The 21,063-nt window shown below is 42.6% G+C and carries 21 protein-coding genes and 1 pseudogene; 13 read left to right on the top strand and 9 right to left on the bottom strand.

Annotation, left to right across the window (positions count from 1 at the left end):
- The first annotated feature begins 114 nt into the window (after positions 1-114).
- Positions 115-306, top strand: a complete 192-nt coding sequence (locus OGM63_RS12005) for a hypothetical protein (RefSeq protein WP_263745792.1) — start codon at positions 115-117, stop codon at positions 304-306.
- A gap of 192 nt (positions 307-498) precedes the next feature.
- On the opposite strand, the gene OGM63_RS12000 is transcribed toward OGM63_RS12005, so the two are convergent.
- Positions 499-897: a hypothetical protein gene (locus OGM63_RS12000; RefSeq protein ID WP_263745791.1), complete on the bottom strand. Its 399-nt coding sequence runs from the start codon at positions 895-897 to the stop codon at positions 499-501.
- Positions 898-1,059: 162 nt separating this feature from the next.
- Between OGM63_RS12000 and OGM63_RS11995 the strand changes: the two genes are divergently transcribed.
- The 3 genes from OGM63_RS11995 (at position 1,060) to glgP (ending at position 4,642) form a co-directional block, all read left to right on the top strand.
- The gene (locus tag OGM63_RS11995) at positions 1,060-1,185 is read left to right on the top strand and encodes a hypothetical protein (protein ID WP_263745790.1); all 126 of its coding nucleotides are present in this window, start codon (positions 1,060-1,062) and stop codon (positions 1,183-1,185) included.
- Positions 1,186-1,308: 123 nt separating this feature from the next.
- Entirely contained in the window at positions 1,309-1,662 is a 354-nt protein-coding gene (locus tag OGM63_RS11990) for a hypothetical protein (protein ID WP_263745789.1), read from the top strand.
- Positions 1,663-2,068: 406 nt separating this feature from the next.
- Positions 2,069-4,642 (top strand): alpha-glucan family phosphorylase, encoded by a 2,574-nt coding sequence (glgP, locus tag OGM63_RS11985; protein ID WP_263745788.1) that lies wholly within the window; start codon positions 2,069-2,071, stop codon positions 4,640-4,642.
- A 78-nt stretch (positions 4,643-4,720) separates the two neighbouring features.
- Here the strand turns inward: glgP and OGM63_RS11980 are convergent, their stop codons facing one another.
- Positions 4,721-5,476, bottom strand: a complete 756-nt coding sequence (locus OGM63_RS11980; protein WP_263745787.1) for a DUF429 domain-containing protein — start codon at positions 5,474-5,476, stop codon at positions 4,721-4,723.
- A 47-nt stretch (positions 5,477-5,523) separates the two neighbouring features.
- Between OGM63_RS11980 and OGM63_RS11975 the strand changes: the two genes are divergently transcribed.
- The 3 genes from OGM63_RS11975 (at position 5,524) to OGM63_RS11965 (ending at position 8,286) form a co-directional block, all read left to right on the top strand.
- Positions 5,524-5,715, top strand: a complete 192-nt coding sequence (locus OGM63_RS11975) for a transcriptional regulator (RefSeq protein ID WP_263745785.1) — start codon at positions 5,524-5,526, stop codon at positions 5,713-5,715.
- A gap of 573 nt (positions 5,716-6,288) precedes the next feature.
- Positions 6,289-7,299, top strand: a complete 1,011-nt coding sequence (gene trpS, locus OGM63_RS11970) for a tryptophan--tRNA ligase (protein WP_263745784.1) — start codon at positions 6,289-6,291, stop codon at positions 7,297-7,299.
- 60 nt (positions 7,300-7,359) lie between these two features.
- Positions 7,360-8,286, top strand: a complete 927-nt coding sequence (locus OGM63_RS11965) for a methylenetetrahydrofolate reductase (RefSeq protein ID WP_263745783.1) — start codon at positions 7,360-7,362, stop codon at positions 8,284-8,286.
- A 331-nt stretch (positions 8,287-8,617) separates the two neighbouring features.
- Here the strand turns inward: OGM63_RS11965 and OGM63_RS11960 are convergent, their stop codons facing one another.
- Positions 8,618-9,328, bottom strand: a complete 711-nt coding sequence (locus OGM63_RS11960) for a Uma2 family endonuclease (protein ID WP_263745793.1) — start codon at positions 9,326-9,328, stop codon at positions 8,618-8,620.
- A gap of 121 nt (positions 9,329-9,449) precedes the next feature.
- Here OGM63_RS11960 and OGM63_RS11955 point away from each other — a divergent pair, with 121 nt between their 5' ends.
- Entirely contained in the window at positions 9,450-10,235 is a 786-nt protein-coding gene (locus OGM63_RS11955; RefSeq protein WP_263745782.1) for a Uma2 family endonuclease, read from the top strand.
- Positions 10,236-10,871: 636 nt separating this feature from the next.
- Positions 10,872-11,060: a hypothetical protein gene (locus OGM63_RS11950; RefSeq protein WP_263745781.1), complete on the top strand. Its 189-nt coding sequence runs from the start codon at positions 10,872-10,874 to the stop codon at positions 11,058-11,060.
- A gap of 776 nt (positions 11,061-11,836) precedes the next feature.
- Here the strand turns inward: OGM63_RS11950 and OGM63_RS11945 are convergent.
- Together OGM63_RS11945 and OGM63_RS11940 are read right to left on the bottom strand one after the other, a co-directional pair.
- Positions 11,837-12,112 (bottom strand): hypothetical protein, encoded by a 276-nt coding sequence (locus tag OGM63_RS11945; RefSeq protein ID WP_263745780.1) that lies wholly within the window; start codon positions 12,110-12,112, stop codon positions 11,837-11,839.
- Between the two features lie 378 nt (positions 12,113-12,490).
- The gene (locus OGM63_RS11940) at positions 12,491-13,390 is read right to left on the bottom strand and encodes a serine/threonine protein kinase (RefSeq protein ID WP_263745779.1); all 900 of its coding nucleotides are present in this window, start codon (positions 13,388-13,390) and stop codon (positions 12,491-12,493) included.
- Between the two features lie 140 nt (positions 13,391-13,530).
- Between OGM63_RS11940 and OGM63_RS11935 the strand changes: the two genes are divergently transcribed.
- The 4 genes and pseudogenes from OGM63_RS11935 to OGM63_RS11920 all read left to right on the top strand — a co-directional run.
- Complete coding sequence (locus OGM63_RS11935) at positions 13,531-13,785, top strand: FitA-like ribbon-helix-helix domain-containing protein (protein WP_263745778.1); 255 nt, start codon at positions 13,531-13,533, stop codon at positions 13,783-13,785.
- Entirely contained in the window at positions 13,782-14,204 is a 423-nt protein-coding gene (locus OGM63_RS11930) for a type II toxin-antitoxin system VapC family toxin (RefSeq protein ID WP_263745776.1), read from the top strand. Before OGM63_RS11935 ends, OGM63_RS11930 begins: the two co-directional genes overlap by 4 nt.
- Before the next feature lie 57 nt (positions 14,205-14,261).
- A complete protein-coding gene (locus tag OGM63_RS11925; protein ID WP_263745774.1) occupies positions 14,262-14,720 on the top strand; it encodes a DUF29 domain-containing protein in 459 nt (152 codons plus the stop codon).
- A 101-nt stretch (positions 14,721-14,821) separates the two neighbouring features.
- Positions 14,822-15,286: pseudogene (locus OGM63_RS11920) on the top strand (Uma2 family endonuclease); the annotation flags it as partial.
- Here OGM63_RS11920 and OGM63_RS11915 read toward each other — a convergent pair.
- The 4 genes from OGM63_RS11915 to OGM63_RS11900 form a co-directional block, all read right to left on the bottom strand.
- Entirely contained in the window at positions 15,280-15,630 is a 351-nt protein-coding gene (locus OGM63_RS11915; RefSeq protein WP_263745772.1) for a hypothetical protein, read from the bottom strand. The pseudogene OGM63_RS11920 and the gene OGM63_RS11915 sit on opposite strands and share 7 nt — an antisense overlap.
- Positions 15,631-15,742: 112 nt before the next feature.
- Entirely contained in the window at positions 15,743-16,873 is a 1,131-nt protein-coding gene (locus OGM63_RS11910; RefSeq protein WP_263745771.1) for a CO2 hydration protein CupB, read from the bottom strand.
- Positions 16,874-16,959: 86 nt separating this feature from the next.
- Entirely contained in the window at positions 16,960-18,459 is a 1,500-nt protein-coding gene (locus OGM63_RS11905; protein ID WP_263745770.1) for an NADH-quinone oxidoreductase subunit M, read from the bottom strand.
- 394 nt (positions 18,460-18,853) lie between these two features.
- Positions 18,854-20,710, bottom strand: coding sequence for an NAD(P)H-quinone oxidoreductase subunit F (locus OGM63_RS11900; RefSeq protein WP_263745769.1), 1,857 nt, complete (start codon positions 20,708-20,710; stop codon positions 18,854-18,856).
- Between the last annotated feature and the right edge of the window lie 353 nt (positions 20,711-21,063).

Genomic DNA, 21,063 nt, shown 5'->3' with positions numbered 1-21,063 from the left:
AAGTATCGTCAAGTAACTCGCAAGCCGAATCCCGAAAAGTTGAATTTTTGCTTTTGGGTGAGGGTGTGAGAATACTTTTCTCGAATTGTGTCAGTTGCTTATGGAGTAATGCGAATGCCTAAATTAATTATTTTTGGCTTGATGGCGGCTTATTTGTATGGTGTGTGGAAGTTTTGGAATGGATTTGAGCGGACGAATTTTTCGCAAAGTTTGCCCAATCGCCTTGGTTTATCTCTATTATGGCCCGCTTTGTTTGTTACAAATCCATCCTATCGTCGCAACTTTAAAAAGGCGTTGAAGGGCTAAAGGTTGCTAATAAGTTCACTTGTATCTTTCTTCGCACTGTGCGACGGATATGATTAATTGACAGCATAAGCGATCGCACTCTACCCAAAATCATAGAATATAAACAAAAAGTCCGCACAAGGGACGGACTTTTTATATCTAAGCCTGCCGATCAGCAGGCTTAGTTTGTATGTGGCTTAAGTGTCAAACGAATTATTTTCTATTCCTCAAGATATGGATCGCTGCACCTGCCGCTGCACCATCGACTACATCACCCAAAGTATCTTTACCACCGCGAGTAACTGCACCAGTGACACCACCTGCTGCTGCACCGACTCCGATATCTTGACCCAAGTTACGGTTTTTGCGATTGCTTCTGGTACCGTTAACACCATTAACAGCAGCACCCGCAGCACCACCTTTAACAGCATTGTTTAATATCCTACCATTTCCCCTGATAGCACCTGATACCATACCAGCGGCAGCACCAATACCCACATCTTCAAGTATGCGATTGTCGGCAGCAGCGGGTTTAGCTGGGACTAAGGTGACACCAGCTAAAGTGGCAGCCAATAAGCCGGGTAAAAATGTGCGTTTTAAGATTCGATTCATAGTTGTACCTTCAAGGGCAAGTCAAAGTTATTATTTTGAACAACTTGATCCTAGGTTTAGACAACGATAACGTTTTCTGACATTGGACACTTTCTATAGTTACACTGACAAAATTGCGATCGCATCCCCTGAAAGCATTAGTACTGAATTTTCGTACAAAGAATGCCTAGCTGTTGGGAATGGGTCATAGGGCAAGCTAAATATTCTGCCAAGCGCTTGGAGGCAAAGCGATCGCTTGCTTTGGTGAGGTTCTTGTATATCACCCGATCGGGTGATCCAGTAGCATGATGCCTGTGGGGTCTACCCATTATAAATTTTTAAGGAAGAATACAGCAACTTTGTTGGCGCCATCAGCGCTTCCACTAAACGCTTTTGCAAAGAATTGCTTAACCCCCAAAATTGGTAAAAAATATGGTTCTAATTCGTGACATTGTTCAGCAAGCCCTAAGTACAGGCTCTTTGAGTATTCCGGCAGATGAGCAGTTGCAGCAGTTACTGCAAACTGAATTTGAGGAAAAAGACATTGATGCTTTGATGCTCCTACAAGAAGCTGTGCAATCCGGACGTGTTCGCAAAGAGTACCGCAACCGTTGTAGCGATCGCCCTGCCAAAAACAAACGCGGTATCATCAAAATGAAACTTCTTTGTCCTAGTGCTGTTGGTGTTCTTGTCTTGGGTACTATTGTCTTTGCTCTCCCAAAAGGCGCCGAATCAGTACATTTCCCCACCATAAATTCCAATGTTACCCAATTAACTCTAGAATAATGGCTTGCTTGCCCGGATTGCTGCTTTTGCCCCCCAAAGCTTCAGTACAACTTTTTGAGGGAGTTTGAGAAATAACTTCCAGGAGCGTCTGCGTGTTCTCTTCTCCCTCTTGAAGACGCAAAGCCTGTGTTGCGTACATCTCAAACTCATGTAAATATTTATAATTTATTATTTATGTTTAAGTTAATTTATGTATTAAATTACATCAATTATTAAATAATTATATAGTCAACACTAACTGATAAAATCAGAAAAAGCTTTGCAGTCAGATTTTCTCATCTAAGTGATAATCTTTTTTAAAGCTTAACAAAGTCATCAGACCTTCACAAACAAGGTATAAAGAGTTGGAAACATTGGGCAAACACAGTCAACAATAGCCATAGCTAAACCAGGAATTTGCCAACTTATGCAACCAATTCGTACATTTAACGTGTCCCCTTCGCTACCGCCCCGACTCGAACCGCTGCGGAAGCTGGCATATAACCTCCATTGGGATTGGAATGTTGAGACAAAAGACTTATTTCGCCGTTTAGACCCGGATTTATGGGAATCTAGCCACCATAACCCAGTCTTGATGCTCGGTACAATCAGCCAAGGGCGGTTGACGGAAGTTGTGGAAGATGAAGGCTTCCTGGCGCAAATGGATCGAGCAGCTCGGCAGTTAGAAGATTATTTACAAGAACGCACTTGGTACCAAAAACAACGGAGTAGTCATTCTGACCACAAAGCCAAAGAATGCTACGCTTATTTTTCAGCGGAATTTGGACTGGTGGATTGTTTGCCTGTATATTCTGGAGGCTTGGGTGTTCTGGCAGGCGATCACCTCAAATCAGCCAGCGACTTAGGATTACCCTTAGTAGGTGTCGGCTTACTTTACCAGCAAGGTTACTTCGCTCAGTATCTGAATGCGGATGGTTGGCAGCAAGAACGCTACCCAATCAACGATTTTCATAACATGACGTTGCACCTAGAGCGCAATCCTGATGGCTCAGAATTACGGTTTGCTGTAGATTACCCAGGACGCAAGGTTTACGCCAGAGTATGGCGCGTACAGGTGGGAACTGTGCCGCTTTACATGATGGATACTAACATCGAACCCAACAATCCTTACGACCACAACATTACAGATCAACTGTACGGTGGCGATATCGACATGCGTATCCACCAGGAAATCATGCTGGGGATCGGCGGCGTGCAGATGTTGAAAGCTTTGGGGTATAATGTCACCGCTTACCATATGAATGAAGGTCATGCGGCTTTTTCTGCCCTAGAACGCATCCGCATACTGATTCAAGAAGAGAATTTGAGTTACGATACCGCCAAACAGGTGGTGGGTTCAACTAATATCTTCACCACTCACACGCCAGTACCCGCAGGTATTGACTTGTTCGCCCCAGATAAGATGTTGTATTATCTGGGATATTATGCAGATATCTTTGGTTTGACAAAAGACCAATTTTTAGGCTTGGGGCGTGAAAATACTGGTGATTTATCTGCGCCTTTTAGTATGGCAGTGCTGGCGTTAAAAATGGCGACATTTTCTAACGGTGTGGCACAGCTGCATGGTGTGGTGTCGCGACAAATGTTCCAAGGTTTGTGGCAAAAAGTGCCGGTGGAAGAAGTGCCGATCGCCGCAATTACAAATGGCGTTCATGCCCGCAGTTGTGTGGCAAAATCAACTCAAGAGCTATACGATCGCTATCTCGGACCAAATTGGTCATCAGCACCAGCAGATAGCCCATTGTGGGAACGCATGGACGCAATTCCAGATGAAGAATTGTGGCGCAATCACGAACGCTGTCGTTTGGATATGGTATTGTTTGTGCGCGATCATTTGGTGAAGCATTTACGCGATCGCGGTGCTTCTTCCTCTGATCTCGCCCAAGCGCAAGAAGTTCTCGATCCAAAGGTTTTAACTATCGGTTTCGCTCGTCGCTTTGCAACCTACAAACGCGCTACTTTATGGATGCGCGATATCGAGCGCATCAGGCGGATTATGTTGGCTAACAAAGACCGCAAGTTACAATTTGTTATCGCCGGCAAAGCACACCCGAAAGACATCCCAGGTAAAGAATTAATCCGCGACATCAATCACTTTATCAGCGAACAAAATTTAGAAAAGCAGGTAGTGTTTGTTCCTAATTACGACATTCACGTATCCCGATTGATGGTAGCTGGTTGCGATGTCTGGTTAAATACACCGCGTCGTCCGCGAGAAGCCTCAGGGACAAGCGGAATGAAGGCTTCGATGAACGGATTACCGAATTTAAGTGTATTAGATGGTTGGTGGGATGAAGCTGATTATGTCCGTACAGGTTGGGCAATCGGACATGGTGAGAATTATGAAGACCCCAATTACCAGGATGAAATAGAAGCAAACGCTTTCTACGATTTATTGGAAAAAGAAGTCGTGCCTTTATTCTACGATCGCGATGCTGATAATTTGCCCCGTCATTGGGTAGCAAAAATGAAAGATGCGATTCGGTTGAATTGTCCGTTCTTTAATACAGCGCGGATGGTGGGAGAATATGCACAAAGAGCTTATTTCCCCGCAAGCGATCGCTACTACACTCTAACTGCCGATCAATATGCACCAGCAAAGGAATTAGCAGATTGGAAAGCCAAACTCAGGCAATATTGGTTCAACATGAAAATCAAAGATGTTGACATCTCCTCAGGTGCAGATATCGAGGTGAACCAAACCGTTGCTGTCAAAGCAAAACTTGACTTGGCAACTCTCAGCCCAGATGATGTGCAAGTGGAGCTTTATCAAGGTACAATCAATGCCGATGGTGAGATTGTTGATGCTGTTCCAGTGGTGATGAATTACCAAGGTAATGATACTGAAGAATTAAGTATTTACACTGGAGATATCATCTATGCTGCCTCTGGTTTACAAGGCTTGTCCTTGCGCGTGTTGCCAAAACATAAATACCTTGCTACTCCGTATGAGCCAAGGTTGATTCTTTGGGCACAGTGAGAGTGAGGAGTAGGGAGTAGGGAGTAGGGAGTGGGGAGTAGGGAGTAGGGAGTAGAAAATTTTCTTGCCATTCCCCATTCACCACTCCCCACTCCCCACTCCCCGCTTCCGGGGGATGACAATGTAACCAGTAGTGCGATCGCCTAATACTAGGTTGCGTTGTTCTCCCCAATACCACCAATGTGCAGCGACATAAGCGCAGATGAGGCTATCTAGTTTGTCTTCTACTGCTTTGAGTGCTGCACCTGTTGTGGGAATAACGGTAGGAAACGAACCGCAGAGGCGCCAAGAACGCAGAGAGGGAGTAAGAGAGGGTAGGATATGAAGGATGTAATTGTGGAGTTTGAGAAGTTCTAAACGGCGATCGCTTAATCGTCCTTTTTTGTATTTGAGGATGCGTTCTAAGTTGAAGAGATGGACGATGGCAGGGTGGGGAAAGACTTCTATTTGATATCTACCAAGTTTTTGCGGTTCGATGGTTGGTGCGTGTGTAAAGCCACGCGATTCTAGTTGTAAACCGAAGTTGATGGTGCGATCGGCAAAGGGTAAATTCAAATTTGCTGGGTAGCATCCAGCGTGATATTTGCCAAAGTATTTGTGACTAAGTTTATCTGGTAAGCGACTCCCGGTAGCGTTGGGGATGAGGGTCGGTGCGTCTACGGCAATGATAGCGCTTTCGTCTGGTTGTACGTGAGTATCAATCCAGGTGAGGATGTCTACAATAAATTCTTTGCGATCTAAGTCGAGTAGTTCAAGTTGATTATCTGTCCATTGTAAGCAGCACAGTCCGCTTGGTTGCGATTTCCAGCCGAAATCAATACCAATAAATTTCATTATCTACCTAATTTACAGATTATAATTTAGAAAGCAAAACTGGAAAAATGACGAGTTGTTTGAAAACTCCTAGTAGTTATTATATCGAGCTAATTACCACCTTTCCACCGCGTCCGATTACGAATGAGGCTGAGTTAATCGCTACCAAAAATCGAATTAATTCTATCTTAGATAACCGAAACCTTACACAAAATGATCGAGATTATCTGAAGGTGCTTGGAACTCTCGTCTATGATTAGGAATAAAAAACCAACCAATGCCTATACTAGACTTATCCGTGAAATGTAAATGCTTACTGTGAGCGGGTTTTAGTCATTTAAATGGAAGATAGCGATCGCTATCTTAGTCTCCGATAAAATAGGTGTTTTCAGGCATTCAGGGACAAAAAATCAAAATATTTGTGAAACGTATATAGCGATTCCCACATTCATCAGGTAAAAAATATTGAATTAACCGCTTCGGAAGATAGATCAACACCGATGAACGCAGATAAATTTGTATCTCAGCAAACTAGGAAACGCTATATTCTCTTGTTTTTGTCATTCCGAAATTTCTATATGATGAGCGTTTCTGATGAGGTGTGGTAATGGCATCATCTCTTGAGTGGGGAATCAACTACCAACCACTAACCACTCACAAACTTCAGAAAATGTCAAAATTAAATAGACATCTCCAGAGTCATATGTAGAGACGTAAAGAGTGGAACGTCTTTACAAGGGTTTCGGGCAACGCATAATTAAATTATGGAGATGTCTAATGTGTTTTGCGATCGCACATTTACTATAGTGCAAATTTGAGATAAGTTGAAATTTATGGGCAAGCAACGCGTTCTGTCGGGAGTTCAACCAACTGGCAATTATCATCTCGGTAACTACTTGGGAGCAATTCGTAACTGGGTAGAAGGACAGAGCGAGTATGAAAATTATCTCTTTGTGGCTGATTTACATGCAATAACTGTACCGCATAATCCAGCAACACTGGCAGCTGATACTTACACCCTGGTGGCTCTTTATCTAGCTTGCGGTCTAGATTTAGAATATTCCACAATCTTTGTCCAATCTCACGTCTCGGCTCACAGCGAGCTTGCTTGGTTGCTAAACTGCATCACACCGATGAACTGGTTGGAAGATATGATCCAGTTTAAGGAAAAAGCTGTCAAACAAGGTGAAAATGTCAATGTCGGTTTGCTGGATTATCCGGTGTTAATGGCAGCAGATATTTTGCTTTACCAAGCTGATAAAGTGCCAGTGGGTGAAGACCAAAAGCAACACTTGGAATTGACACGGGATATTGCCAACCGATTTAATCATCAATTTGCTTCGCCAGAGCAACCTGTGCTACAATTACCAGACCCTTTGATTCGTAAGGAAGGCGCAAGGGTAATGAGTTTGACGGATGGAACGAAGAAAATGTCAAAATCCGATCCGTCAGATTTGAGCCGAATCAATTTGCTAGATCCACCAGATTTAATTACCAAAAAGATTAAGAAGTGTAAAACCGATTTGGTTCGCGGTTTGACTTTTGACGATGTAGAGCGTCCGGAATGTCAGAATTTATTAACGCTGTATATGCTACTTTCTGGTAAAACAAAGGGGGAGGTGACCGCTGAGTGTCAAGATATGGGTTGGGGACAATTTAAGCCATTATTGACAGAAACGACGATTAATGCGTTAAAGCCGATTCAAGAGAAATATCAAGCAGTGATGGATGACAAAGGCTATCTAGAGTCAGTGTTGCGCTCTGGACGAGAAAAAGCGAGTGCGATCGCACTTTCTACCCTTACACAAGTAAAAGCCGCTTTGGGTTATTCTCTACCTTTATGAGGTTTCCCTTTTAGATACGTTATGGTATGAGTGTACTTAGAGTATACTCATGTCATAGTTATGCTTGATACCTCAAAAACAGCATTAACTTGCTTTCGCAAAGCTGCAAAAGCAGGTGAGTTCTTGATAACAGCCGAGGTGACTCCTCCAAAGGGGGGTAATCCAGCGCACATGGTCAGTATGGCGGCGACTCTTAAGGGGAGGGTTCATGCCGTCAATATTACTGATGGTAGCAGAGCAGTTCTGCGGATGTCTTCGTTAGTAGCATCGGCGATTTTGTTGCAAAATGGAATTGAACCGATTTGTCAGATGGCTTGTCGCGATCGCAATCGCATTAGTTTGCAAGCCGATTTAATGGGCGCTCATGCCTTGGGGATACACAACATTTTAGCATTAACTGGCGACCCCGTGAAAGCAGGCGACCACACCGATGCTAAAGCTGTGTTTGATTTAGAAGCAGTGCGACTGCTGCAAGTCATCCAGAAGCTAAATCACGGCTTTGATTACAACGATAAACCCCTGACTGATGGAGCTACAGATTTATTTACCGGTGCAGCAGTCGATCCGCAATGTGCGAGTTGGTCGGGTTTGCAAAGTCGATTTGAGCGCAAAATCCAAGCGGGAGCGCAGTTTTTTCAAAGTCAGTTAATTACAGATTTTGAGCGGCTAGAAAAGTTTATGGACAAAATAGCTGCTGGTTGCGATCAACCGATTTTAGCAGGGATTTTCTTGCTGAAATCGGCTAAAAATGCCCAATTTATTAATAGGTGCGTTCCGGGAGTGAATATTCCCGACCATATTATTGATAGATTAGCGCAAGCAAAAGACCCCCTGGAAGAAGGAGTGAAAATTGCCGCCGAACAAGTGCAGATAGCGCAACAATTGTGCCAAGGTGTGCATATGATGGCGGTGAAGCGTGAAGACTTGATAGTGCCAATTTTGGATATGGCTGGAGTGGCGCCAGTTAAGGAGTTGGTGACAGTTTAAACGGGTCTTCCTTCTTTTTTACCGAAGCAGCTGGTTTAACCAGCTGCTTTTGTGTTTAGGGGTGCGCTTTATATCAAGTTCGGTTAATCACTTATAAAAAAACTACCTCACCACGCCAGTCGCCTCTCGATTCGGGGAGACGCTGCGCGAACAACGGGGGGGAAAATACGCACAGCGCTGGCTCCCCATCCCCTCTCCTTAAGAAGGAGAGGGGTGCCGGAGTCGGGGTGAGGTTAAGCGAGGTTAAGCGGGTATTATAATTAATCATGCGAAGAGTGATATTAGGCGATCAATTTATGTTAATTTTGGATATTTTTTGAATTGCAAGTCGCTAAATACTACTTGGATCAATTCCTAATTCTTGCAGTTTTGCCGCCAAGCGATCGCTGCGTTGTTTCTCTTGTTCAGCGCGTTGCTTTTCTTCTTCAGCGCGTTGCGTCTCCTGTTGTGCTACCTCTTCTGGTGTTGGAACTAGTTCTCCTTCATTTGTAAAAAAGCGTAACTTTTCTTGATAAATCCCCAAATATAACTCTAACTGTTGGCTCCACAACCAGCCTTGAGCATTGGGTTCCAATGGTTGATACTTACCAGCCACCAAAACAAATCCAGCAAATTCTAAATTATTCGTGTCAAACCAGAAGTATTCTGGTGTGCGAAAGGTGTTTTGGTAAATCTCTTTTTTTAAGCCTTTGTCTGTTGCTGCTGTAGAATCTGATAGCAGTTCGACAATTAGGTTGGGATAGTTGCCTCCTTCTTGCCAGACAACCCAACTTTTACGGGCTTTGCGTTCAGTCCCCAACACGACAAAGAAATCTGGACCTCGAAAATCTTCTGACTTGCGCTGGCGAGGGCTGTAGTAAATTGTAATATTACCGGATGCATAAAAATCATTACGACTGCGCCACAACCACTCAAGGCATTGAATTAGCAGCGTCATTTGTAGCCGATGTAAATCAGTTTCCAAAGGCGGTTCGTCACTATATAAATCCCCTGGGGGAAATATAACATCTTCTGGGGTTGCTAAATCTTGGGCGACAGACATGGCGACAAGTGACAAGAGTGCTATAAGTTTAGCGTCTTCTTTGAGGAGCGATCGCATTCTTTATTTCTTCGCTTTCATTGCTAAACTAAAAAACAACCCTTACTCCTGCAAAGGTAGTCTTATGACCTCTGCAACCGACCCATCCACTGCCCTGACTCCTTTCCCCGACCATACGCAGCTACCAGAGTCTAATGGCACGTTTGTGAAAAATTGGCAAGAGCATCCCCAAAGCATTTTACTGACTGACTCAATTACACCTGTTCTCAAACAATTACATCCTGATGGTCAATATTGTATAGGTCAGGACTTAGGTATTTACTGGCGTTTGACAGACCCCCCAGAGAAAGGGGCAGAAGCACCAGATTGGTTTTATGTAGCAAATGTACCGCCCTTGCTCGATGGACTAACGCGGAGGTCTTATGTACTGTGGCGAGAATTTATTGCCCCATCAATTGCATTAGAATTTGTCTCTGGCAATGGTAGCGAGGAACGAGACAAAACCCCTTGGAAGGGTAAATTCTGGATTTATGAGCAAGTAATTCATCCGGCTTTTTATGGCATTTATGAAGTGAAGAAAGCCAGTGTAGAAGTTTATAAATTAATTGGTGGACAATATCAGTTATTAACAGCAAATGAACGCGGACATTATCCGATTGCTCCCTTGGGAGTTGAGTTAGGCATTTGGCATGGAGAATATCAGAATGCGGAATTACCGTGGTTACGCTGGTGGGATTTGCAAGGTAATTTGTTGTTGAGTGGTGATGAAAGAGCCGAACAGGAATCCCAACGGGCTGAACAGGAAAGCCAACGGGCTGAACAGGAATCCCAACGGGCTGAACAGGAAAGACAAAGAGCCGATCGCCTAACTGCTCAATTGCGATCGCTTGGCGTTGAACCAGAAGCATAGGTCTTTAGTTATTAAGGGACTTACAGCAGATTGCGTTGTGATTAAATACACGTAGAGACGTTCCGCCGGAACGTCTCTACAAGGTTTTGGGTTTTACGCATGTATCTCATTTACCTGAAATCTGCTGTAATAAAATTAGTCCGCTAGCAAGTCCATAACTTGCTCTAGCAGAAGTTTAGCTTTGTAGAGGTTAAGCAGTTTCTCCTGCTCCCAGCGACTAGGTGCGCTCAAATACTTGCCTTCTAAGCTTGCTTTGATTAATGCTGCTTGTTCTTAGGTGGGAGAATTCATTTCATCTAGTGCCGCGCTGATGGACTGAAAACTGCCAAACGATAATCGTCGTAATCCTTTCCCTTCTTGTAGCTGGTTAAGTGCGATCGCCCCAAATGCAATCAACGATGTGATATAGCTTACCTTCTGGACTGATTTCCCAGTAGGTCGTAATCCATAACGCTCACAGAGCAAGCGTAGTTCAGCAATGGTTTTGATTTCGAGTTCCGATCATGTAAACATAGAATTGTCTCATTATCAATGGGATATTGGTGGTTGCTGTACTCGCCAAAGTTAGACAACCACCAAATAAACATTAAACAGTTGCAAACGAGTGTTTCAGGCTTGCATTTACATTTCTATACAATGCCTAATCCAAAAGGTAACCCAGAAAGTTTAAGACCATTTGAATCAGAAAGAGAAGAACCACTATCAACTACTATTAGTTTTCGCGCTACTGAAAAAATGAAGGATGAAGTGAAAGCACAAGACGACCCTGCACAATTCTGTAGAGAAGCTATCCAGGAAGCGCTAGACAAGAAAAAGAAAACTTAGCTCAGGGGAGTCTATTATCTTCATCTTTCTTATATCTCTATAGCCAAGTATAATTTTGTACTTTTATAATCATTTTTTTAAATATTTTTACATAGATTGAGCATGAGGAATCAGGGCGATCGCAGGGAATCTTCATGAGCGAAGCGAGATAAAGGCGCACGGAGCTTCGCAAGCCCTAAATAGGAGTTCGATATTGCAATCAAGCAAGAAGCGCGATATTAAATTCGAGCAGTCGTTTACTGAATTCGGGCAGTCGTTTACTGAATTCGGGCAATCGTTTACTGAATTCGGGCAATCGTTTATTGAATTCGGGCGGTCGTTTATTGAATTCGGGCAATCGTTTATTGAATTCGGGCGGTCGTTTATTGAATTCGGATAACTGTCACTAAATTCACGTAATAAATATAATATTTTTTGTATTAAATATTAAATACTACTGAATATTGCGGGTGTTAACCAAACTTCGGCGGGTTTAAGTCCCCGGCTGAGATAATTGGTTCTTTGGAAATTGCCTTGCAAATTGTTAATAGCGATTCTCCTTTGGAGACGCTTCTCTTCTCCTGTCGGAGACGCTGCGCTCTCCTAGAGGCACGCGGCTACGCGATCGCACCATTAGTAAAACTCAAGCAGAAGCGCTGGCAGACTATTTTCATGTAAATGTCAGTTTATTTACTTAGGTTATCTTCCATAACAACAACGCTCTTAAAACCAGTAGCTAGGCAAATAATCTTCTATGGCTGGAGAATATTTAGATAGCGATCGCCTAGTAGGTCTTCTTACGACTCACGGTATCCGCCCCGACGAAGAGCAAGCTCTTGTTCAATTTCTGCTTCGTTGAGTAATTGTATTCCAGAAGCGATCGCTCGAGTACGAATTTCCCACAGTTTCTTAGCTAGGGGTGTTTGTGGAATATATTCGGTAATGATTGGTGTTGCTTCTGAGTCAGATTTCAGCGCTTCAACAAACTCGAAAACTTTTTGCTGCTTTTCGGGTGTGAGTTCTCGCCAATGTTGAAGTAATTGTTCTTCTTTACCCATAATCCATCTCATCATAGAGTGATGCTTCTATTTTTGCTCATTTTTTCGGTGGCGATACTCTTACAGAGGCGAGCGATCGGTGTTGAACCATAAGTTTAGGTGTTTGGGTTAAAGATGCGATCGTTTTTCCATTCTCAACAACCGCCTTAGAATGAATTCTAAGGCTAATAGCTAAACTCGTCTAAAGACGACTGAACAATGGTTTGAGTCCACTTGAGTGGACTTTAGCTATTAGCCTGGAAATTAATTTCCAGGCGGTTTATGCTGCTAATTAAAAATGGTGCAAGACACGTCCTAACCATCCCAAACCCAAGCCTAGACTAGAAGTGCTAGCTAAAATTAGAAAAGTATGAACCTTGCTAAAAGATTTTTGTAATTCCTCTCCAGCCCAAGTCATAGCCCAAGCCAAAGCCCAACCCATTGGGGAACTTCCCCAGTTAATCCTAGAGAATCGAGCCATTCTCGCATTGATTGCGATCGCTCCTTCGGATCTAGCTTCATACCAGTTAAAATTGCGCGGTTTGTGCGATCGCTAACCAGATTATTCAAGTCTTTCGGAGCCACTAAACGAGCCTTGTCAATCTTACGTTTCAACGCACTGACAGGTGTTTTTCCAGTTAAAAGTACATATAAAGTAGCTGCCAGAGAATAAATATCGCTATAAGCCCCAGTTGGTATACTTTGAGCGTAAAGCTCAGGTGGTGTAAATCCCTCAGAAGTTTCCTTACTTCGGTTTGTGGTTAAAATATGGTCAAAATCCAGAGCTAAACCAAAGTCGATTAGCACCGCTTCAGCTTGTCCATCTCGCACCGGCAAAAAGATATTTCCTGGATGCACATCCCGATGAATCAACCGATTCTCATGCACAACTATCAAAGCTTCCCCAATTTGCTGAATGTATTGCAGTGCTTCTTGTTCTGAAAGTTTTTGTTGACGACGGTCAGCCAAACTTACCCCGTCCACATATTCCATTACTAAACACAAACGGTCTGCTTCCTCAAAGGAGTCTGTAACCTGTACAATATGCTTATGCTTACACCTTTGAAGTTTTAACGCTTCCCGTAAAAACATCGTCTTTAGCCGTCCGCGTTCAGATGGGCTAAGGGAATTGAGCAAGACATCATTTAAGGTTTTAACGACTAGGCGATCGCTATTCCTATTTCTTACCAAATAGGTAATGCCAAAGCGTCCACTTCCCAACTCTCTTTCAATAGTGTATTTTCCACCTTGCAAGCGATCGCCAGCTACCCAAGCCACATTTGCAACTCCCAAAATACATAAATTAATTTTCACACAACAGAGGCTTCACAACTTGAACCTAGCTTTGCGGAAAAACTGCGATGTCTCACGGCAAGCCTTCGGTTGGTGTCTACGCTTGCTAAACTAATTTAAAAGCTCGAATAGAAGCAGCGAACATATAGAATGTAAAAACTATGGCTAAAGTATTAGTTGAAGACTTAGACCCCATCATCTTGGAAAAACTAGAAACTCTCGCCAAACAACACGGTCGCTCTTTGCAAGAGGAACTAAAATATATCCTACAGCAAGCATCTGAAAAAGCAACACATTACCACACTGGCGCTGATATAGAAAAAACTAGAGAAGCAGTAGCACGCGCTCAGGCAAGGTATGCAGGAAAAACTTTCAGTGACAGTACTGAACTCATCCGCGAGGACAGAGAACGGTGAGTCAGTATGTTTTAGATGCTAGCATTGCCATAAAATGGTTTGTGCCTGAAGTCTACTCTGATGCAGCTAGGCTTTTACTGGCAAGTGACCATACTTTTTTAATTCCAGATTTTTTTTACCCAGAAGTGGGAAACGTCTTGTGGAAACGAGTGCGTCGCGGCGAAGATACTGCTGACAACGCAAGACAAACTTTGACAGATTTAAATGCAATTTCTCTAGAGGTGTATTTATCTCAGCCCTTGATGCCACTAGCTTTAGATATTGCCCTTGAGACAGATCGAGCAGTGTATGACAGTTTATACTTAGCACTTGCGATTACGCAACGATGCCAGATGGTGACAGCAGATGAAAAATTTTACAACGCGCTCTCGACCAGTACTTATGTAAGTAATCTTTTATGGGTGGAGAATATAAGATAAGCGCCTGACCCACACTTTTTTGTTAGCCTAGTTTTAACAAGTATCCAGGCAATTAAAATGCCTAATCTCTACGAAACAGACTTCTATGGCTGGACGCTAGAACAAGCTGAGTTACTTCGCTACAAACAGTGGAGCAAAATTGACTTGCCAAATTTGCTTGAGGAAATAGAATCATTGGGGAAACAACAACGCCAGGAATTGAGAAATCGTCTGAGCGTGTTATTAGGGCATTTACTAAAATGGCAGTATCAAGCAGAACGCCGCAGTCGTAGCTGTTTAGCAAGTATTCGCTTGCAGCGACGTGAAATTATCAAATTATTAGTAGATAATCCTAGTCTAAAATCTTACCTGCCAGAGGCTTTACAGTCAGCTTATGAAAACGGTAGGGATTTAGCAATGGGAGAAACTAATTTACCCTTAAAAACCTTTCCGTCAGAATGTAATTATAGCTTTGAGCAAATTGTGGATAATGAGTTTTATCCAGGTGAAGCAAGTTTCGATATTGAGGAATTCTAACTCGATTTTGACTCTTTCTGATTATGTGCGATCGCTCTTTTCCTACCTCTCTTGCTAAACTAAAGAACAAACCTCACGAAGAACGCGAGGGTAGTAGCCCTATGACTGCAATTAATCTACCTACTGACCTTACTCCTTTCCCCGACCATACGCAGCTACCAGAGTCTAACGGAACTTTTGTGTTCGCGAAGCGTGCCGGAGGCAAAAACTGGCAAGAGCATCCCCAAAGCATCTTACTGACTGACTCGATTACACCCGTCCTCAAGCAATTACATCCCGATGGTCAATATTGTATCGGTCAGGACTTAGGCATTTACTGGCGTTTGACCGACCCCCCAGAGCGCGGTGCAGAGGCTCCTGATTGGTTTTATGTAGGAAATGTACCGCCCTTGCTGGATGGGATAACGCGCCGCTCTTATGTGTTCTGGCGAGAATTTATCGCCCCAATGATAGCCTTGGAATTTGTCTCTGGCAATGGTAATGAAGAACGAGACAAAACCCCCTGGACTGGTAAATTTTGGATTTATGAGCAGGTGATTCGTCCTGCCTTTTATGGCATTTATGAATAGAGAAAATCGGCATTGTCAATTTTAAAGCGTGAGTGGATAGCATTCATGCGTTGGATTGCTTCTTGACCGCGATCGCTTTCATAACCCCACTTGCTAATCTCGACAATAATGATTGAGGTATCATCGTAGCGTTTTTGAGGTCGCTTGTTAAATTCTCCGGTTTTATCCAGTAATTTAGAAATACTGGGAACGCAATAAGTTCGCATTAAAGCAACTTCGAGCGATCGCGTCATGTCCCAAGGAAACTCGTAGCCATTCATCAGATGATAAATCTGACAATGGTCTTGTAGTGGATCGAGTTTTTCAATTGCCAGGAGATTGTCGTAGCGATTAATATACATTTGCGTCAACAATATTTACTAGACACGCGAAAGTGGAAATGATGTAGAGACGTAGCAATGCTACGTCTGTTGGGGTTGTGGGTAACGCATAATTAATTTCCACATCGGTTGTCTACTCATTAACATTCAACAAGCGCGAATTTTGTAGCCGATCCATCCACTTTCCTAAATACACTTGATTAGCATTTTGCTCATCTGGATTTTGGCTATCCAAAGGATGAGGCATTAATCCTAAAATCGTTGCTGTAGTCACACAAAACATCGATTTTTGGAAACTCATGCAAATTTGTACCCGCAAATCATCTTCACCCCTGGGACTGCGACGATAAATCTCGTGCAAATACTCTGGCAGAAAATGGCGCATATCCTGCATTAACAAGGTAGGAGGAATACCCGCACCACCAATGGGCAGAGGATCGGCATACAAAGCACCATATTGAAATCTTGCTTGATCTGCCGGAATTTGATAAGCTTGAGCATTATATGAAACTGTCCCATGAAAAGGCGTTCCTCGAAAGAAAACTGCCTCAACATAAGGAATTGCCGTATCTGCAAGAAAGGTTAAACCAACGCTTTCGGGTATGATTTCATAAACTTTATCCCGCAGTTTCACCACATAGGTAATTGGCTTATTTGCATTTGCTACCAGTTCCCCTTTAATATGATCTACAACTTGGGGAATCGATTTGATTTTGCCTTGGTCGTAAAGGTCTGATAAACTGAGAAACATATCAGCCATGACTCGCCAAAATTGACCCAAACCAGTATAGTAACAACTTACGCGCAACTGTTCTGTTAAGAAGTTAGGAAATAGTTGGTTAACTCCCATCATCAAGGGATTATTTTTAAATTTGGCATCAATAACAACTTTGGCTCTTTCTTCAAATTCTGCTGAATCTAAATATTCATCTAAGCCTCCACCACCATGCCAAACCATAGCTTTCATGCAATATTCAGCATATTCAAAGTTGATTCTATCATGCCACCAATGATGTAATAATTTATTGAGAGTAATTTCGCCATTAAAGTATTTAAAGAAGGGAAAAAATACTAAAAATTGATTTTCGGCAATGTAGATGAGATTTTTGGAGTAAGCATCTAAAACTACGCCATAACTTTTGAGAATGCCAACTACTTCTAATACGTTTTCGGGATTGTCTGGAAGTAATGCTTCTCCAAAAAGGAGAAGTTGAATATACTTAGAAAGAGGGTGTTTGGCAAGCTTGTTTGTAAGAGTTACCATTGATGTTTTTCCTGGGGATTTAAATTAATATGTAATAGGCGTGAAAACGCCTATTTTAAGCACTCTCCGTGCTTCCTACGAATGTTTCAAGTCTTACCTTTGATTTTGTCTGGAGATATTGCGACTAAGTTTTGGGCATTGACCATTGCGGTGATGGTTGGTTCAGTCCAACGGACTAACCAAGCAGGTTGAATACCTAAAATGACAATTAAGATTGCTAATACCACAGATGGAAGGCGATCGCTCCAATATACACGAGGCAAATTCATCACTTGCACTGATAAGCGTCCAAAAAAGGCACGGTCTAGCAAAAGTAAGAAGTATACTGCGGTTAAGCCTGTACCAATCATTGACAGCAGAGTTTGCACTGGAAAAACGGGGAAACTGCCACGAAAGATGATAAACTCAGAAATAAACCCAACCATTCCCGGTATACCTGCGCTAGCCATTACACCTAAAAGCATCAAGCTACCAATTACAGGCATTCCTCGTTCTGGGTTGAAGAGTCCTTTGAGTACGTCTAAATCGCGGCTTCCGGCTTTTTTATACACAACTCCCACCAGCAAAAACAGCAGTGCAGAAATCAAGCCGTGGCTGATCATTTGCATAACTGTTCCCAACACGCTTAAAGGTGTGGCAGCAGCTGCTGCTAGCAGTACGTAGCCCATGTGTGCAATGGAACTGTATGCTACCATTTTTTTCATATCTTTTTGGGCGATCGCGCAGGATGCACCATACAGCACGCTCACCACTGCCCAAGTTGCCAACCACGGAGCCAAATAACTCCAAGCTTCTGGTAACAAGTTCATGCCAAACCGCAGTAAACCGTAAGTTCCCAACTTCAATAACACACCAGCTAACAATACAGATATCGGTGTAGAAGCTTCGACGTGAGCATCCGGCAACCAAGTATGAAAAGGAACTAAAGGAATTTTAATCCCAAAACCTACCAAAAGCCCCGCTAGCAATAAAATTTGTGTTCCCAACGGTAGCGCTGTCGCATTCAAGTTTGCCAAAGCAAAACTAGGTGCATGACTTAACCAGACTAAACCGAGGAAACTTGCTAAAATCAAGATTCCCGATAAAGCAGTATAAATTAAGAATTTTGTCGCTGCATAACCACGTCGTTGTCCACCCCAAATCGCAATTAGCAAATATAGGGGAATCAATTCCAATTCGTAAAATAGGAAAAATAGCAGTAAATCCTGTGCCAAAAAGGCTCCAGTCACCCCAGCATTTAATAGCAGTAGCAAACTGTAATAAAACCGAGGACGCTGCAAAGCTTCATCGCTGCTGTAAATGGCTATGCAAGTCAAAAGTCCATTCAACAGTAACAACGGCATAGACAAGCCGTCTATTCCGAGGTTATAATTCAAGCCTAAAACATCTACCCAAGGGATGAACTCTGCAAACTGTTGCGTCACTTGTCCGGGATTAAACTGAATAGCTAATACAATTGTCCACAAGAAAGCGATCGCACTAAAAACCAAAGCCATCCCACGGGAAATTTTCCCATTCATGGCTATGGGCAAAAATCCAATTAAAGCCGCACCAAACAACGGCAGTAAAATTAAAGCACTGAGCATAGACACAAATTATTTAAGGGGACAAGGGGGACAAGGGGGACAAGGGGACTTTTAACTCCTAACTCCTAACTCCTAACTTCTAACTTCTAACTCCTAACTCCTAACTCCTAACTCCTAACTCCTAACTCCTAACTCCTAACTCCTAACTCCTAACTCCTAACTCCAAACTCCAAACTCCTAACTCCTAACTCCTAACTCCTAACTCCTAACTCCTAACTCCTAACTCCAAACTCCAAACTCCTAACTCCTAACTCCAAACTCCAAACTCCTAACTCCTAACTCCTAACTCCTAACTCCTAACTCCAAACTCCTAACTCCTAACTCCAAACTCCAAACTCCTAACTCCTAACTCCTAACTCCTAACTTCTAACTCCTAACTCCTAACTCCCGACTTTTAAAACGGCAATTTGTCTAATAGACCTAATGACCAGCTAATGAAAAACCCTAGCACGCTGACGACGGCAAGGATAGTTAACATATATCCTTGGGATTGACCGGAAATGCTGTATTTTAAGGTTTGTCCGCTAAAAATTGTGGCGATGCCGACTAAGTTAACTAAACCATCAACTATATAGCGATCGCTCCAAGCCGAAATCCTCGAAAGTAGCGCTACTGCACCTACTACCGTGAATCGGTAAACTCTGTCAATATAAAAGTCATAACCCAGTAAATCTTGCACAAATCTCCAAGCGAGTACTGTTGATCTTGACCAACCTTTGTGCAGATAAATTGTACACCCTGTACATACCCCAACCAAGGTAGATGATATCAACAGCAACACTACATACCAGTTGACACTTTCCCAAGTTGGTAGCAGATACCATTGCTGTAGCATCACAGGCACTAATAACGTGACTATTGTTAAGGATACCATCGGAAATGCCATTGTCCAACCGACTTCTGGGGCGCGACGGGTCTTTTGTTGCGCCTCACCCCAAAACACCAATCGAAAGACTCGTGTCAAATTTAATGCTGTTAAGCCGTTAACTAATAACAATACACCAATCACCCAAGGGCTAATCGCCACAAAGCCATCAGCCCATGACAGCATTGCCCAAAAACTACCTAATGGCAGTAGCGATACCAATCCGGCTGAACCGACGATGTAAGCTGTGGTGGTTGCGGGCATCCGCGACCATAAACCACCCATTTCTGTCAAGTCTTGGGTCTGGGTGGTGAATATAACTGAACCCGAACTCATGAATAATAGTGCTTTAGCGATCGCATGAGTCAACAGCAACATTAAGGCTACACCTCCTTGCTGCAAACCTACCGCCAAAAATACTAATCCCATGTAAGCGCTGGTAGAATGGGATAATGCTCGCTTAATATCTGTTTGGGCAAGGGACACTAAGCTTGCACCTATTGCTGTAACTGTACCCATAATTATCAAAGCGTTCAAAGCAACGCTTGAAAGCGCTAAAATTGGCTGAAATTTAAATAGTAGATACGCACCACCAGCTACTACCAATGAGTTCCGCATTACCGAAGCTGGGTTGGGACCTTCCATCGCTTCGTCTAACCACAAATGCAAGGGAAATTGAGCGCATTTACCAGCTGGTCCTGCGATCAATGCTAAACCCAGTAAAGTTGATGTTAACGGATTTAAGTTTGCCGTTTGCGCCCATTCATATAAATCAGAAAAGTTCAAACTACCTGCCATTGTAGAAAGCGTTACTACTCCCATCAACAGCAATAAATCTCCTACTCGTTTGGTGAGAAACGCATCTCGCGCTGCTGTCACTACCAAAGGTTGAGCATACCAAAATCCTACCAGTAAGTAAGTGGAAAGGGTTAAGACTTCTAATAAAGCATAGCTGATAAACAACGAGTCACTGATGGCTAAACCACTCAATGCTGCTTCAAAAAATCCCATCATCGCAAAGAAACGAGCGATCGCCCAGTCTTTTTCCATGTAACCTAAGGCATAAATCTGTACTAACAGACTTAATGCCGTGATTAAAACTGATGTCCCAATACTTATTGGTGAAATGTCTAAGGCAAAGGATAAGTCAAAATCTGCTGCCGAAAACCAGGCGATCGTAAAAGTTTCTGGTTCTCTATTCCAGATATCTATAAATACAAATAGACTGTGGACAAAAGCCAACACAGTCGTCAATATGTTTAAATATGCTGCTGGTCTAGGTCCTGTCCGCTTAATTATTCCCATTGCCCACGGCAATGTTAAAATTGCGCCCACTAAGCCATAAAGAGGCACACACCAACTTGTTGAGAAGAGAAACTGATTCATTTAAATTTCCTTTGACGACTTTTTGTTCATTAATTTTCTCTCAAACAAATATTTCTTTTAATTCTCATATTTTTATTTTATTTTTTTTTGTTTTTTCCGAAAAATCTCTTCTGGAATATTAAAAATATTTCCTTGTTTATTTATATCTTATCTATTTATTATTCTATATCGCCTATTTATACTATATATTAAATAATTTTATCTATTTTTCTGGCTCGTACTTTGACATCCAACAAAATTGCACAAAAGACCGCCGTAGCAAAAGCTTTAGTCTCCTTCTCATTTTCATTGGACTTGGAATAGCAGTCTTTATGAACTTAGATTGAACAAATTTAATTAAAAAATTATAAAAC

The sequence above is a fragment of the Plectonema radiosum NIES-515 genome, from assembly GCF_025753815.1.
GTDB lineage: Bacteria > Cyanobacteriota > Cyanobacteriia > Cyanobacteriales > Nostocaceae > Hassallia > Hassallia radiosum_A.
Note: the sequence above shows the minus strand (reverse complement) of the source record. Positions and strands in the feature narration are given on the sequence as shown.